At 69.8% G+C, this 13,109-nt stretch carries 14 protein-coding genes; 5 read left to right on the forward strand and 9 right to left on the reverse strand.

The window, feature by feature from the left end:
- Positions 1-189: 189 nt before the first annotated feature.
- From DFR74_RS02710 to DFR74_RS02725, 4 genes are all read left to right on the forward strand, one after another.
- Positions 190-918: an amino acid ABC transporter ATP-binding protein gene (locus tag DFR74_RS02710; protein ID WP_067504770.1), complete on the forward strand. Its 729-nt coding sequence runs from the start codon at positions 190-192 to the stop codon at positions 916-918.
- 37 nt (positions 919-955) lie between these two features.
- Positions 956-1,795: a glutamate ABC transporter substrate-binding protein gene (locus DFR74_RS02715; protein ID WP_067504738.1), complete on the forward strand. Its 840-nt coding sequence runs from the start codon at positions 956-958 to the stop codon at positions 1,793-1,795.
- A 105-nt stretch (positions 1,796-1,900) separates the two neighbouring features.
- Positions 1,901-2,581 (forward strand): amino acid ABC transporter permease, encoded by a 681-nt coding sequence (locus DFR74_RS02720; RefSeq protein WP_067504741.1) that lies wholly within the window; start codon positions 1,901-1,903, stop codon positions 2,579-2,581.
- Positions 2,578-3,477 (forward strand): amino acid ABC transporter permease, encoded by a 900-nt coding sequence (locus tag DFR74_RS02725; protein WP_067504744.1) that lies wholly within the window; start codon positions 2,578-2,580, stop codon positions 3,475-3,477. Before DFR74_RS02720 ends, DFR74_RS02725 begins: the two co-directional genes overlap by 4 nt.
- Positions 3,478-3,589: 112 nt before the next feature.
- On the opposite strand, the gene DFR74_RS02730 is transcribed toward DFR74_RS02725, so the two are convergent.
- Positions 3,590-4,453, reverse strand: coding sequence for a 3-hydroxyacyl-CoA dehydrogenase (locus DFR74_RS02730; RefSeq protein WP_067504747.1), 864 nt, complete (start codon positions 4,451-4,453; stop codon positions 3,590-3,592).
- Between the two features lie 316 nt (positions 4,454-4,769).
- Here DFR74_RS02730 and DFR74_RS02735 point away from each other — a divergent pair, with 316 nt between their 5' ends.
- Positions 4,770-5,219 (forward strand): MarR family winged helix-turn-helix transcriptional regulator, encoded by a 450-nt coding sequence (locus DFR74_RS02735; RefSeq protein ID WP_067504750.1) that lies wholly within the window; start codon positions 4,770-4,772, stop codon positions 5,217-5,219.
- Here DFR74_RS02735 and DFR74_RS02740 read toward each other — a convergent pair.
- From DFR74_RS02740 to DFR74_RS02775, 8 genes are all read right to left on the reverse strand, one after another.
- Positions 5,206-5,706 (reverse strand): flavin reductase family protein, encoded by a 501-nt coding sequence (locus DFR74_RS02740; RefSeq protein ID WP_067504753.1) that lies wholly within the window; start codon positions 5,704-5,706, stop codon positions 5,206-5,208. The genes DFR74_RS02735 and DFR74_RS02740 overlap by 14 nt on opposite strands.
- A gap of 10 nt (positions 5,707-5,716) precedes the next feature.
- Entirely contained in the window at positions 5,717-6,712 is a 996-nt protein-coding gene (locus DFR74_RS02745) for an NADP-dependent oxidoreductase (protein ID WP_228790854.1), read from the reverse strand.
- A gap of 44 nt (positions 6,713-6,756) precedes the next feature.
- Complete coding sequence (locus DFR74_RS02750) at positions 6,757-7,617, reverse strand: AAA family ATPase (protein ID WP_228790851.1); 861 nt, start codon at positions 7,615-7,617, stop codon at positions 6,757-6,759.
- Positions 7,614-8,240 carry an AAA family ATPase gene (locus DFR74_RS02755; protein WP_147265725.1) on the reverse strand — a complete coding sequence of 209 codons (627 nt, stop codon included), beginning with the start codon at positions 8,238-8,240 and terminating at the stop codon, positions 7,614-7,616. Before DFR74_RS02755 ends, DFR74_RS02750 begins: the two co-directional genes overlap by 4 nt.
- Positions 8,240-9,373, reverse strand: a complete 1,134-nt coding sequence (locus tag DFR74_RS02760; RefSeq protein WP_067504760.1) for an LLM class flavin-dependent oxidoreductase — start codon at positions 9,371-9,373, stop codon at positions 8,240-8,242. Before DFR74_RS02760 ends, DFR74_RS02755 begins: the two co-directional genes overlap by 1 nt.
- Positions 9,374-9,507: 134 nt before the next feature.
- A complete protein-coding gene (locus DFR74_RS02765; protein WP_067504762.1) occupies positions 9,508-10,335 on the reverse strand; it encodes a helix-turn-helix transcriptional regulator in 828 nt (275 codons plus the stop codon).
- A gap of 97 nt (positions 10,336-10,432) precedes the next feature.
- A complete protein-coding gene (locus tag DFR74_RS02770; protein ID WP_113974919.1) occupies positions 10,433-11,575 on the reverse strand; it encodes a Gfo/Idh/MocA family protein in 1,143 nt (380 codons plus the stop codon).
- Positions 11,572-13,065, reverse strand: coding sequence for an MFS transporter (locus DFR74_RS02775; protein ID WP_113974920.1), 1,494 nt, complete (start codon positions 13,063-13,065; stop codon positions 11,572-11,574). The genes DFR74_RS02770 and DFR74_RS02775 overlap by 4 nt, the downstream gene beginning before the upstream one ends.
- Between the last annotated feature and the right edge of the window lie 44 nt (positions 13,066-13,109).

Below are 13,109 nucleotides of genomic sequence, written 5' to 3' on the forward strand. Positions count from 1 at the left end.
GCCTGCCGAGCCGCGAGATTACAGCAGTGTGACGATTCGGCGTGCCGTGACGGCGTGTCGCGGAAAGCGCGGCAAATCCGGCTTTTCCCTTTAAGGTCATGGACCATGACCGACGCCGCCTCCGCGCCCGAACCGACCGGGGACGCCACGAGCCTGGACAAGGGCACCACCGCTGACACCGCGCCACCGATGATCTCGATGCGCAAGGTGAACAAGCACTTCGGCGATCTGCACGTGTTGCGTGAGATCGACCTCGAGGTCCCCAAAGGACAGGTCGTGATCGTCCTCGGACCCTCCGGCTCCGGGAAATCGACCCTGTGCCGCACCATCAACCGCCTCGAGCCCATCGACACCGGCGATATCGCCATCGACGGCGTGCCGCTGCCCGCCGAGGGCCGGTCGCTGGCCGCCCTGCGCGCCGATGTCGGCATGGTGTTCCAGTCCTTCAACCTGTTCGCGCACAAGACGATTCTGGAAAACGTGATGCTCGCGCCGCTGAAGGTGCGCAAGCAGAAGAAGGACGCGGCCCGCGCCCGCGCGATGGAACTGCTCGAGCGCGTCGGCATCGCCAACCAGGCCGAGAAGTACCCCGCGCAGCTCTCCGGCGGCCAGCAGCAGCGCGTCGCCATCGCGCGCGCCCTGGCCATGAACCCCAAGGTGATGCTGTTCGACGAGCCCACCTCGGCGCTGGACCCGGAGATGGTCAACGAGGTGCTCGACGTGATGGTCTCGCTGGCCAAGGAGGGGATGACCATGCTCGTGGTCACCCACGAGATGGGCTTCGCCCGCCGCGCGGGCAACCGGGTGCTGTTCATGGCCGACGGACAGGTGGTCGAGGATGCCGACCCCGAGACCTTCTTCACCGCACCGGAATCCGAGCGCGCCAAGGATTTCCTGGGCAAGATTCTCAGCCACTAGTCCAGCTGTTCACACCCATGAGAGGGAGAAGTAATCCATGAGGATCAACCGTGCGCTCCGGATCGGTGTCGGAGCACTCGCCGTATCCCTGGCCGCCGCGCTCACCGCGGGCTGTGGCGGCGGCGAGAAGAAGTCGGCCCTGGAGAACGCCGCCGACGGCAAGCTCACCATCGGCATCAAGTTCGACCAGCCCGGCGTCGGCATCCGCAACCGGGACGGCTCCTACAGCGGTTTCGACGTCGAGGTCGCCAAGTACGTCGCGGGCAAGCTGGGCGTGCAGCCCGAGGGCATCACCTTCAAGGAGGCCCCGACCCCGCAGCGCGAGACCCTGATCGAGAACGGCCAGGTCGACTTCATCGTCGCGACCTACTCGATCACCGACGCGCGCAAGGAGAAGGTCGACTTCGCCGGCCCCTACTACATCGCGGGCCAGTCGCTGCTGGTGAAGGCCGACAACACCGAGGTCACGGGTTCGGAGTCGATCGCGGGCAAGACGGTGTGCTCGGTGACGGGTTCCACCCCGGCGCAGAACATCCAGAAGAACTTCCCCGACACCCAGTTGCAGACCTACGACACGTACTCGCTGTGCCTCGAGGGCGTGAACAGCGGTGCGCTGGCGGCGGTCACCACCGACGACATCATCCTGGCCGGCTACGCCTCGCAGTCGCCCGGCACCTACAAGGTCGTCGGTGAGCCGTTCACCACCGAGAACTACGGCATCGGCCTGAAGAAGGGCGACGACGAACTGCGCGGCAAGATCAACGACGCCATCGAGGCGATGTTCGCCGACGGCAGCTGGGACCGGGCGTTCCAGGAGACAGTGGGCCAGGCGGCCAGCTACCCCACCCCGCCCACGCCGACGGTCGACCGGTACTGATCTCACCACCCTCGTGCGGGTGGTCCCGGCGGATCCCGGGACCACCCGCCTCGATCGCAGGCCGCCCGCGCCGCGATCCGTCCTGATCGGAGGCACGCACCCACCGTGTTCGATTTGATCTCCAAGTACGACACCGAGCTCCTGGACGCCTTCTGGACGACCATCCAGCTCGCCGTGCTGTCCGCGATCGGCGCCCTCGTGCTCGGCACGATCGTCGCGGGCATGCGCGTTTCGCCGGTACCGGTCGCCCGCTGGGTCGGCGCGGCGTACGTCAACATCTTCCGTAACACCCCGCTCACGCTGATCCTGCTGTTCTGTTCGGTCGGCCTCTACACCCAGTTGCAGATCAAGCTGGCCGCCGACGGCCCGGATTCGCTGGCGAACAACAACTTCCGGTGGGCCGTGATCGGCCTGTCCATCTACACCGGCGCGTTCGTCTGCGAGTCGCTGCGCGCCGGCATCAACACCGTCGCGATGGGACAGTCGGAGGCGGGCCGCTCGCTCGGCCTCACCTTCACCCAGAACCTGCGCTTCATCGTGCTGCCGCAGGCTTTCCGGTCGGTGATCGCCCCGCTGGGCAGCGTGCTGATCGCGCTCACCAAGAACACCACCGTCGCCGCGGCCATCAGCGTCGCCGAGGCGTCGTTCCTCATGAAGAACATGCTCGAGACCGAGGCGGCGCTGCTGCTCATCGGCGCGATCTTCGCGACCGGCTTCGTGATACTCACGCTGCCGATGGGTCTGCTGTTCGGGTACTTCGCCAAGCGATACGAGGTGGCGCGATGAAGGCACAGGCCTCTGTTCTCTTCGACGCCCCCGGGCCGAAGGCGCGGCTGCGCAATCACTTCTTCTCGCTGCTGGTGCTGATCGCGGTCGTGGCCGCGGGCTGGTTCGTCTACCGCGGCTTCGACGAGCAGGGCCAGTTCGCGGCCGACAAGTGGACGCCGTTCCTGGACGGCGACGTGTGGAGCACGTACCTGATCCCCGGTCTGCGCGGCACCATCGTGGCGGCGCTGCTGTCCATCGTGCTGGCGCTGGTGCTCGGCACCGTGTTCGGCATCGCGCGCCTGTCCGACCACCGGGCGGTGCGCTGGGTGGCGGGCACGATCGTCGAGGTCGCCCGCGCCATCCCGGTGCTGATCCTGATGATCTTCCTCTACGCCGTGTACGGGTTCTACGACGTGTTCGACTCGGAGTACCTGGCGCTGGGCGCGGTCGTCACCGCGCTCACCATCTACAACGGCGCGGTGATCGCCGAGATCGTGCGCGCGGGCATTCTCTCGCTGCCCAGGGGGCAGACCGAGGCGGCGGTGGCGCTGGGCATGCGCAAATCGCAGCTGATGCGCCTGGTGCTGCTGCCGCAGGCGGTGACGGCCATGCTGCCCGCGCTCATCTCGCAGATGGTGGTGGCGCTCAAGGACTCCGCGCTGGGCTACATCATCACCTACGAGGAGATCGTCCGGAACGGCATGTCGCTCGGCGCGCTCGAGGGCAACATCATCCCGTCGCTGATCGTGGTGGCGATCATCATGATCCTGCTCAACAGCGCGCTCAGCTGGACGGCGACGAAGGTGGAGCAGCGCCTGCGGATCCGCAAGCGCACCAAGGGCGGTGCGGTGCTCGCCGCGGACTCGGTCATCACCGACGCCGCGCCGGGCGTGGACGTCACCAAGAAACCCTGATCCACGCGACGACGAGGCGGCCCGCGAATCTCGCGGGCCGCCTTCGTTTTTCGTGAGGAGCGACGACCGATCCCGGCTCGTCGGCGATCGGTGCGGGTGACCGATCGCGACGTCACCCGTTGTAGCGGTAGAACCCCTCACCCGTGGCGATGCCGAGCTTGCCCTTGTCGATGTAGTTCGCCTTGAGCCAGGCGGCGAGCTGCTCGCCGTCGGCCTCGCCGCTGTTGGCCAGGATGTTGTACGGGGTGGTGAGGCCGATGATGTCGAGGATCTGGAACGGGCCCATGGGCGCGCCGGTCGCGATGCGCCAGGTCTTGTCGACGGCCTCCGGGTCGGCGTAGCCGCCCGCGGCCAGCGCGATGCCCGAGTTCAGGAACGGCACCAGCAGCGAGTTCAGCACGTAACCCGCCTTCTCCTTGTGCAATTCGATCGGCACCATGCCGATGTTCTCCGCGAACGCGACCACCGCGGCGAACACGGCCGGGTCGGTGTCGGCGGTGCCCATCACCTCGGCGGTGTTGAACTTCCACACCCGATTGGCGAAGTGCAGGGCGAGGAACTTGTCGGGACGGCCGGTGGCGTCCTCGATATCGCTGGGCAGCAGCGTGGAGGAGTTGGTCGCGAAAATGGTGCGCTCGGGCGCCAATTCGGCCAGTTTGCGGTAGGTGTCCTGTTTGATGGTCAGCACCTCGGGCACCGCCTCGATCACCAGGTCCGCGTCTTTGACGGCGTCGGCCAGGTCGGCGGTCAGCGTAATGCTCTCGGCGGTCCGCCCGGCCTTGCCGCCGCCCGCGCCCTCGACCTCGGCCTCGTAGGTGGTGACGAGCGTCGCGAAGCGGTCGCGCGCGGCGTCGAGCGCTTCGTCGTCGATGTCGTAGGCGGTGACATCGAAGCCGTGGAACGCGGTCTGGAAGGCGATCTGCGAACCGAGCACCCCGGTTCCCAGAACGGTCACCTTGCGAATATCGATGGTCATGCCGGTACTCCTCCCTTCACCCTGTCTCGGTAACACCTCAGCGAACATCGTACGGGGCCGGGCCGCGCGACCGGTGCGCTTCGCGCCCGCCCGCGGCACCGGCGTGCCCTCGATTCCGGGCTCGGCGTTCGCGCGGGTTTCATACCGCCGCCGCCGTGCGTTTGCCGGAAATCACATTTCGCCGGTACGAATCCGCGACGCCGTCGCATGAATACATCGAACACTTTCGAAACGGCGGAGAAATATTCCCGCCCGAGAAGTCACGGAATACCGGTTTCGGCGGAACCGCGACCATTGGCGGCGATACGATGGAACCATGCCGAAAGAATGCGCATCCCGTGATCAGGTCGCCGGTTTGGCGGCGCGACTGGCTCAACTGCTGGATGCGCATTCCCGCGCGGTCGCCGAGCAACTGGGCATCACCACCTCCCAGGTCGTCGCGCTGCGCGAACTCGACGGCCCGATGACGTTGCGCGAACTCGCGACGCGGATGGCCTGCGAAGCGTCCAACGCCACCTACGTGGCCGACCGGATGGAGGCGCAGTCGCTGATCCGCCGTGAACCGCACCCGCGGGATCGGCGCTCCAAGCAGGTCGTGCTCACCGAGAGCGGCGAGCGCTGTCGCGCCAACGTGCTGGCCGCCCTGTCCGCGCGGTCCCCCTTGGACGCCCTGGATGCCGGTGAGCAGGAACAGCTTTCGCGCTTGCTGAGCAAGGCGGTGGATTCGTGCGCCGAGGAGCGCCTGGCCGCCGCTACGGGTCGCTGACCAGCGCGCCGGCGTAGCGGCCCCGGTAGTACAGCAGCGGGCCGGGGTCGGCGTCCGCCACGCCGACGCGCAGCACCCGGCCGATCACCACCTCGTGGTCCCCGCCGTCGGCGACCGAGGTGATCTCGGCGTCCACCCAGGCCAGGCTGCCCGCCAGCACCGGATTGCCGGAACCGGGCGCCGGAAACCATTCCACCGCATCGAATTTCCGCTCGGCCTTCGAGCCGAAGACCCCGCTGACCGGGCGCTGATCGCCGGCGAGCACGCTCACGGCGAACGAGCGGGTGCGCGCGATCACCGCCCAGGCCCGCGAGGTGCGCGCCGGACAGAACAGCACCTGCGGCGGCGACAAAGACAGCGCGGTGAACGACTGGCAGGCGAAGCCGTGCGGTTCACCGTCCTCGACGGTGCAGATGACGGCGATGCCGGTGGCGAACCGGCCCAGGGTGTCGCGAAAGGCGTGCTGATCGACGATCGTTCGGGTCATGGTGGTCCGCTCAGGTCGTGAGAACGATTTTCCCGGCGACGTGGCCGGTCTCGCCGAGCCGGTGCCCGTCGGCGGCGCGGTCCAGCGGGAAGGTCGCCGCGAGGTGCGGCGTGAGGACGCCGTCGGCGAGCAGTTCCTCCAGGGTGCACATGCTGTAGTGGTCGGCCTCGACCAGCATCAGCTTGTGCCGTAGTCCGGGACGCGCGGGCAGCCGCTCGGTCCGGTTCAGCGCCAGCGACACGATGGTGCCGCGCCCGTCGCGCAGGGTCCGCGCGGACCGGTCCGGGTAGTCGCCGCCCACGCAGTCGATGACGACGTCGATGTCGTGCGCCTCGTCCTCGAACGGGGTTGTGGTGTAGTCGATCACCTGGCACGCGCCGCACTCGCTGACGAAGTCGTGGTGGCCGCGGCTGGCCGTCGCGACCACGTGCGCCCCGTGCCCCGCCGCCAGCTGGGTGGCCAGGTGACCCACGCCCCCGGCCCCGGCGTGCACCAGCACCCGGTCGCCCGGACGCAGGTGCGCGGTGTCGATCAGCGCCTGCACGGCGGTGACGCCGGCCAGCGACACGGCGGCCGCGTGCGTGTGGGGCACGTCCCTCGGCTTGGGCACCAGCGCCCGCGCGGGGGCGACCACGTATTCGGCGGCCGCGCCATACCCGCCGGGGTAGGGCAGCATGCCGAACACGTCGTCGCCGACGTCGTGGAGAGTGACGCCGAGCCCGACGCATTCCACCGTGCCGGACACGTCCCAGCCCAGCACGCGCGGCGGCGCGCCCGCGGGGATCGCGCCGAGGAACCCCTCCGCGCGCCGGTGCACCCAGTCGGTGGGGTTCAGGCTGGTCGCCGCGACGCGCACCAGCACCTCCCCCGGGCCCGGCCGCGGCACCGGCACGGTGACGAGCTCGAGCACGTCCGGATCACCGAGCCGGTGCTGCCCGACCGCGGTCATGGTGGGCGCGCGCCCGTCCGCCACCATCGCGGCCGGACGACTGTCGTTGCCGATCATTCGTTCCCTCCCTGGATGATCCGGCACCGCGGCCGGTCCCCCGCTCAGTAGCGCAACGCGTAGCTGATCCGCCGGTAGAGGCTCTTCTCGCGCTGCGCCTCGTGGAAGCGGGCATCGGCCTTGAGATCGTCGAGGTCGGTCGCCACCCGGTGGCGCGCCTGCTCGATCGCCTCCTCCACCGGCACCGCGATCGGCAGATCGAACAGCTCGATGATGGTGGTCACCCGCTCGGCGATGGTGCCGCCCACCACCCGGTAGGGAATCTCGAGATCCTCGAGCGCGGCGATGAGCAGATCGTCGGAGAGCCGCCGGAACGGCTCCGACACCGGGCGGTGCCCGTCGGGTTCCATGTCGAACTCGACCGGCAGGTGCACGTACGCGTCGTAGATCCGCTTGGCGCGCGCCCGGGTGATATCGCCGAGGGTGTCGGTGTAGCGCTGGTAGAACCGCTTGACCGGGAAGCCCACGGCCTTCTTGATCCACTGGAACCACCAGGTCGCCCCGGGGTTGATGCCCACGCGCATGCGCGCCTCGAAGTACACCCACTCGTGGAACACGCCGCCGTCGGAGATGAACGGCCCCGGCCCGGATTCGTTGTGCACGCGCTCCTCGAAGCGGCGCAGCCCCAGTTTCACCAGCTCCATGGCGTTCAGTTCCATCACCGTCTTGCCCGGCACCAGGTCCACGAGCAACTGGCGCGAGGTCTTGGCGTGCGTGCGCGGCAGCCCCGTGGCGATAGACAGCGCCTCGGTGGTGGTGGATTTGCCGGAGGAGAAGGTGCCGGAGATCGCGAGCTTGAGCCGGGGGTTGTCGCGGAAACTCGGCAGCGCCATGGTGGGCGCGACGCGCTCCTTCAGCGGCGTCGCCGGGCCTCGTTTGGCGGTGATCTCGGCGAATGTGGTCATGTCAGAACCCCTTTCGGGTGGGTGGAGCCGACGATCCCGGTGAGCTGGTCGAGCCGCTCGTCGACGGTGTCGCCGGTGAGCACGTGCACCGGCAGGCGCGATCGGGCGCCGATTTCGGTGATCATGGCGTCGGTGTGCGCGCGGAACAGCTCGTCGATGGGCGGGTCCTCATCCGGCTGCGGCCACCGGGTAGGCAGATGGACGAGCAGGGTGTAGGTGGCGTCGAGGTAGCGCTCGACGTGGGGGTAGGGCGCCCAGAACAGCGAGAGCGTGCGCGTCAGATCGTCGGCCGGGACCTGGGCGCGGTCGGCGCGCCGGCGGGTGCCCGGATAGGAGCCGTAGCGCAGACGCAGTGCGCCGTAGACGAATTCGTGCAGCACGCCGCCGTCGGAGACGAAGCTGTCGTGGCGTTCGGCCGCCCGGCGCGCCGCGTACCGCTCCACCGTCAGCCCGAACAGCTGCGCGGGCGTCCAGTCGTGCACGTTCTCGCCGGGGTCGGCCGGGTCGAGGCGCATCGGCCCGTCCGCCTGCACGGCCGGTATCCCGAGCGCGGCGGCGGCCGCGGTGGCCAGGGTCGTCTTGCCCGCGCCGTAGGCGCCGAGCAGCGCGATCCGGATGCCCATCAGCGCACCGGAACCGGCACGGGCGCCTCGGCGGCGGCCGCCCGGTCGGCCTGCCACCGCTTGCTCCACGCGATCGAATCCAGCCCGCGCGCCGTCGATCCGGTGAACACCGGCGCGACCTCGGTGGCCAGCAGTTCGTAGCTGCGCTTGGTGGCCTCCCAGGACGCCCAGTTCATCGAGTACGCCAGGAAGGTGCCGAATCCGCCGGTGCGGTCCTGGAGTTCGGCGATCGCGGCCACCGCGTCCTCGACCGACCCGACGATCGCCCGCTTCTCGGCGACGGCGGTGCTGATGTCCTCGCGCGGCGACGCCCCCGGGGTGACGGGTGCGCCGACGGCCTCGCCCCAGTAGTTGTGCATCCACCGGCCGAAGCCGTATTCCGCGGCGGCGTAGGCCTCTTCCCTGGTCTCGGCGATGTGGATGGGGACGGCGATCCGCCAGTCGGCGCGGTCCACGGTCGTGCCGTGGGCGGCCGCCGACTCCTCCGCGATCCGCCACTGCCCCGCCAGATCCGCACCCGGCCAGCCGGGCGGCGGCGCGCCGAACGAGAGCAGGCTCAGGCCGAATTCGGCGGCCACCTGCGGTCCGAACGGCGACCCGACGCTCGACACGGCGAACCCGATGCCGCCCTTGGTGTACGGGGGCAGTTGCATGCGCGCGTCGACCAGGTCGTACCAGTCGGTGTGCTCGGTGAGGCGCCGGTCGCCGTTGACGAGTTCGATGATCGTCGGCAGCGCCGCCTTGGTGCGCGGTTTGAGCTCCTCGGCCGGGACGCCGAGCATGTAGGCGTCGTTCGGGGTGGCGCCGGGGCCGAGGCCGAGGATGTAGCGGCCGCGGGTGAGGTGGTCGAGCAGCAGCGCCCTGGTGGCGATGTGGAAGGGGTGGTGGAACGGCACGGTCACCACGCCGTTGGCCAGCACGATGCGGCTGGTGCGCACGGCGGCGGCCGCGATCATCGTCTCCGGCGCGCCGATCAGCGGCCAGCCCAGCGAATGGTGCTCGCCGAACCAGCATTCGTCGAAGCCGAGCCGGTCGGCGAATTCCACCAGTTCCAGATCCCGGTGGATATTGACGTGCGGGTCGGTTTTCGGATCGTGCAACGGCGAAAGAAATATCCCGAATGATGTATCCATTATTCCTCCGTCGGCCGGTTGAATCGGCGCCTACGAGTGCGTATCGGCACGGAAATCGAATCCGTCGACCCAGATTCGCATATCCGCCGCGCCATGTCCTGTGCGCAATGAGAGTATGTGTGCGGCCAACAGGCTCAGGAATATTCGCCGCCGGATTCGGAATGCAACGGGTAATACGCGACGAACTTCATTCCCATGCGCTCGGTGAAGCACAGGGTGGTCCAGTGCATGAGCGTGGGGCCGCGGTCGGTGTTGAGATGGATGTCGCCGCAGGAATCCTCGGCGATATTGTGGCGCTGCCACAGCTTGCGGAAGCGCGGATTGCGGTCGGAGAGTCCCTGCACCAGCGAGCAGATCCGCTCGTCGCACGGATAGCTGGAGATGTGCGTGCGGAAGCGCGCCACCCATTCCTCCTGGGCGCGCGGGACATCGGTGAACGCCCCGCTCACGGCGGGGTCCTCGAACACCGACGCCAGCAGGTTGACCCCCGGTGCGAGCGCGAGGATCTCGCGCGCGGCCTCGTTGACGACGAGCACGTTCCAGGTGTAGTCGACCACATAGGCGGGCCCGGCGGCCCAGCTGTCCGGATACGGCTGGAGCAGTCCGACCGGCACCAGGTTGTCGGGCCGGGCCACCTTGGAATCCAGGCCGGCGAGCCTGCGCAGATAGAGACGTTCGTTCAACGTCATCTGGAGCACCTCGGCGAGCCGGTCCAGCACCGAGGCCGAAACGTTCTCGGCGCGGCCCTGTTCGATCCAGGTGTACCAGGACAATCCGACGCCGGCCATGAACGCGACCTCCTCCCGGCGCAGGCCGGGCGTGCGTCGCTTGCCGCCCGGCGCGACCGGAATCCCGACGTCCTCGGGCCGGATGGCCGCGCGTTTCCTGGCCAGGAAATTCCCCAGCTCGCGCAGCGGAGTGTTGTCGCCGTCGACCATCCGGATGTTCGTGGCAGCGGACATGCTCGTCTCCCTCCCTGATACTGTCCCGCGACCGGTGGGACCGGCCGCCGGCATCCCGCACTGCCCCGTCGCAGCGACGCCGTCTGGATCGAAAAGGTCAGGTGATGACGTGCGGCCGCCGCTCGTCGCGTTCCGCGCTCCGGGCGACCCGGCCCGGGGCGAGGAGTCCGTCGATCAGGTCGTGGTGGGCGACGGCGTGCCGGAAGTCGACGGCCGTGCCGTGCTCCGACGGCGTGCCGGTCAGCGCCTCGTACCACGCTTCGTACTGCTCGGCGACCACCGCCGCCGGACCGCTCAGACCGCTCCCGACCCCGCGGTAGTCGGTCCCCGCGACGGGTTCGAGCTCCGCGAGGTCGCCGTCGCCCTTGGCGCCGCGCAGTGTGACCGCGCCGAACTGGAGATGTCCGGTGGCGCCGGTCAATTGCAGGGCGCCCGCGGTGCCGCGGATCTCCCACAGGAACGTCGTACCGGGCCCGAGCCCGCCCTGGTAGTGGGCCGTGAACACAGCGCCGTCCGCGGTGGTGGCCACCAGGCCGAGCTGGTCGGGCGTGGTCTTGCGGACGGTCTCGCCGGTGTCGAGGACCCGCACCACCGGTTGCCCGACGGCGGTGACGACACCGGCCGGGTGCAGTGGGCCGAGCACGTCGATCACCGCGTCGAGGGTGTGGCCGAACGGGATGGCCGCCATCCCGGCGCCGGAGGCCGCGTCCACGGTGTAGGCGGTCGCGGACTGCGTCGCCGCACCCCACCCGCCCGCGTCACCGATCAGCCTGGCGGACAGCACATCTCCGATATAGCCGCCCTCGAGCAGTCGCTTGATCAGGCGCACCTGCGGCACGTGCCTGGCCTGCAATCCGACGGCCGTCGGCGCGCCGTGCCGTTCGGCGAGCCCGGCCAGCTCGGCCGCGATCCGCGCGTCGGGCGCGAGCGGCCATTCGCTGAAGGTGGGTTTGCCGAACGGCAGCACCTGCCGCAGGATCTCCTCGTGGCGCGGCACCCGCACCGCGACCACGATCGCGTCCACCCGCTCGTCGGCGGCCAGCGCGGCGGGATCGGCCGCGGCCACCGGGAGCCCGTATTTCTCGGCGGCCGCCGCCGTCGAGGCGGGCGTGCTGCCCGCGACGCCGGTCAGGGTGAAGTGCGGGCTGGCGTCGAGCGCGGCCACGTGCGCCCGCGAGGCCCACCCGCTCGACGCGCTGAGCCCGACGATGCCCACCCGCAGCGGGGCGGCGGCGCTCATCGGCGCTCCCCCTCGGCCGCCAGACCGGCCACGCGCGCGCCGTCGGCGCCGGTCGCCTCCGGCACCGGGCCTGGTTCCGGTGCGTCCGGCTGCGGACGCGCAATGCGCAGCGCCAGACCGAGAATCGAGGCGGCCGCGATGAGGAACGCCGCGACGAACGCGGCCGCGCGGGCCCCGTCCACGACGGCCGCGTCGCCCACCGCGTCGGCACCCGCCGCGCCCGCCACCGCCACCAGCACGGCCAGGCCGACCGCGCCGCCGATCTGCTGTCCGCTCGAGGCGACGCCGGAGGCCAGTCCCTGTTCCTCGTCGGGCAGCCCGGACGTCGCGGCGGCGTACATGCCGGTGAAGATCACGCCCTGCGCCAGGCTGAAGATCGCGATGCCGACCGCGAGCCGGGCGAACGACCCGTCGGTCCGCAACAGCACCGCGAACAGCAGGATCCCGGCCCCGGCCGCGAGCATGGCGGCGGGCAGCATAGCGCGCAGCCCGATGGTGGAGGCCAGCCGCGCCCCGATCATGGTGCCGGCCAGCACGCAGGCGCACGGCAGGATGAACGCGAGCCCGGTCTCGAACGCGCTGTAGCCGTAGACGTTCTGCAACACGGTGGTCAGGAAGTACGGGATGGCGCCGAGGGTCGCCATGAAGCTGAACGCGATACCCGCGCCCAGCACCAGATTTCGATAGCGGAACGCGCGCAGCGGAATCAGCGGTTCGGCGGTGCGGGATTCGATCCGGACGAACACCAGCACCAGCGCCAGCGCGGCGAGCAGGCTCACGACGGTGAGCGGTGCGGTCCAGCCCGATTCCGGCCCCTGTACCAGGCCGAGCACCAGCAGCGTCGACGCGCCGGTGATGGCGATCGCGCCGGGAATGTCGAACGAGCGCAACGACACCGGCGGGTTCGCGTCACGCGAGATGGACGCCGCGGCCAGCACCGCGGCGAGCGCGACGATCGGCAGGTTCACGAAGAACACCGCGCGCCAGCCGAGCCATTCGGTCAGCACGCCGCCGAGCAGCGAGCCGAGCACCATGCCGCTCGAGCCGGACGCGCCCCAGATGCCCAGCGCGCGGTTGCGTTCGGGACCTTCCTTGAACGCGGTGGTGATCAGCGACAGCGTCGCGGGCGCGAGCACCGCGCCGCCCAGACCCTGCACGGCGCGGGCGGCCAGCAGCAGGCCGGGGCTCTGGGCGAAACCACCCAGCGTCGAGCCCGCCGCGTAGAGCGTGAGACCGATGTAGAACATGCGCCTGCGGCCGATCAGGTCGGCGCAGCGGCCGCCGAGCAGCAGGAAGCCGCCGAACGCGACCGTGTAGGCGCTGACGGTCCACTGCAGGTGGTTCGGGCCGAACCCCATGCTCGACGAGATCTCCGGCAGCGCGACGAAGACGATGTTGTAGTCCAGGCCGATCGTCAGCTGGGCGATGGCCAGGGCGGCGAGGGCCAGCACCGGGTTGGACGCGCGCGCCTCGGTGGTGGGGAGAGCCATGTCATGCCTCCGTGGGAAGGGGCGAACAAGTGGCAGCCGGACGA

This window comes from Nocardia puris (assembly GCF_003315035.1).
Taxonomy (GTDB): domain Bacteria; phylum Actinomycetota; class Actinomycetes; order Mycobacteriales; family Mycobacteriaceae; genus Nocardia; species Nocardia puris.

What these genes read in the sequence shown, in the direction of transcription:
- DFR74_RS02710 (WP_067504770.1), top strand. Translation starts at nt 190, where the DNA reads ATGATCTCGATGCGCAAGGTGAACAAGCACTTCGGCGATCTGCACGTG.
- DFR74_RS02745 (WP_228790854.1), bottom strand. Translation starts at nt 6,712, where the DNA reads ATGATCGGCAACGACAGTCGTCCGGCCGCGATGGTGGCGGACGGGCGC.
- DFR74_RS02725 (WP_067504744.1), top strand. Translation starts at nt 2,578, where the DNA reads ATGAAGGCACAGGCCTCTGTTCTCTTCGACGCCCCCGGGCCGAAGGCG.
- DFR74_RS02755 (WP_147265725.1), bottom strand. Translation starts at nt 8,240, where the DNA reads ATGGGCATCCGGATCGCGCTGCTCGGCGCCTACGGCGCGGGCAAGACG.
- DFR74_RS02760 (WP_067504760.1), bottom strand. Translation starts at nt 9,373, where the DNA reads ATGGATACATCATTCGGGATATTTCTTTCGCCGTTGCACGATCCGAAA.
- DFR74_RS02715 (WP_067504738.1), top strand. Translation starts at nt 956, where the DNA reads ATGAGGATCAACCGTGCGCTCCGGATCGGTGTCGGAGCACTCGCCGTA.
- DFR74_RS02735 (WP_067504750.1), top strand. Translation starts at nt 4,770, where the DNA reads ATGCCGAAAGAATGCGCATCCCGTGATCAGGTCGCCGGTTTGGCGGCG.
- DFR74_RS02740 (WP_067504753.1), bottom strand. Translation starts at nt 5,706, where the DNA reads ATGACCCGAACGATCGTCGATCAGCACGCCTTTCGCGACACCCTGGGC.
- DFR74_RS02730 (WP_067504747.1), bottom strand. Translation starts at nt 4,453, where the DNA reads ATGACCATCGATATTCGCAAGGTGACCGTTCTGGGAACCGGGGTGCTC.
- DFR74_RS02775 (WP_113974920.1), bottom strand. Translation starts at nt 13,065, where the DNA reads ATGGCTCTCCCCACCACCGAGGCGCGCGCGTCCAACCCGGTGCTGGCC.
- DFR74_RS02750 (WP_228790851.1), bottom strand. Translation starts at nt 7,617, where the DNA reads ATGACCACATTCGCCGAGATCACCGCCAAACGAGGCCCGGCGACGCCG.
- DFR74_RS02765 (WP_067504762.1), bottom strand. Translation starts at nt 10,335, where the DNA reads ATGTCCGCTGCCACGAACATCCGGATGGTCGACGGCGACAACACTCCG.
- DFR74_RS02770 (WP_113974919.1), bottom strand. Translation starts at nt 11,575, where the DNA reads ATGAGCGCCGCCGCCCCGCTGCGGGTGGGCATCGTCGGGCTCAGCGCG.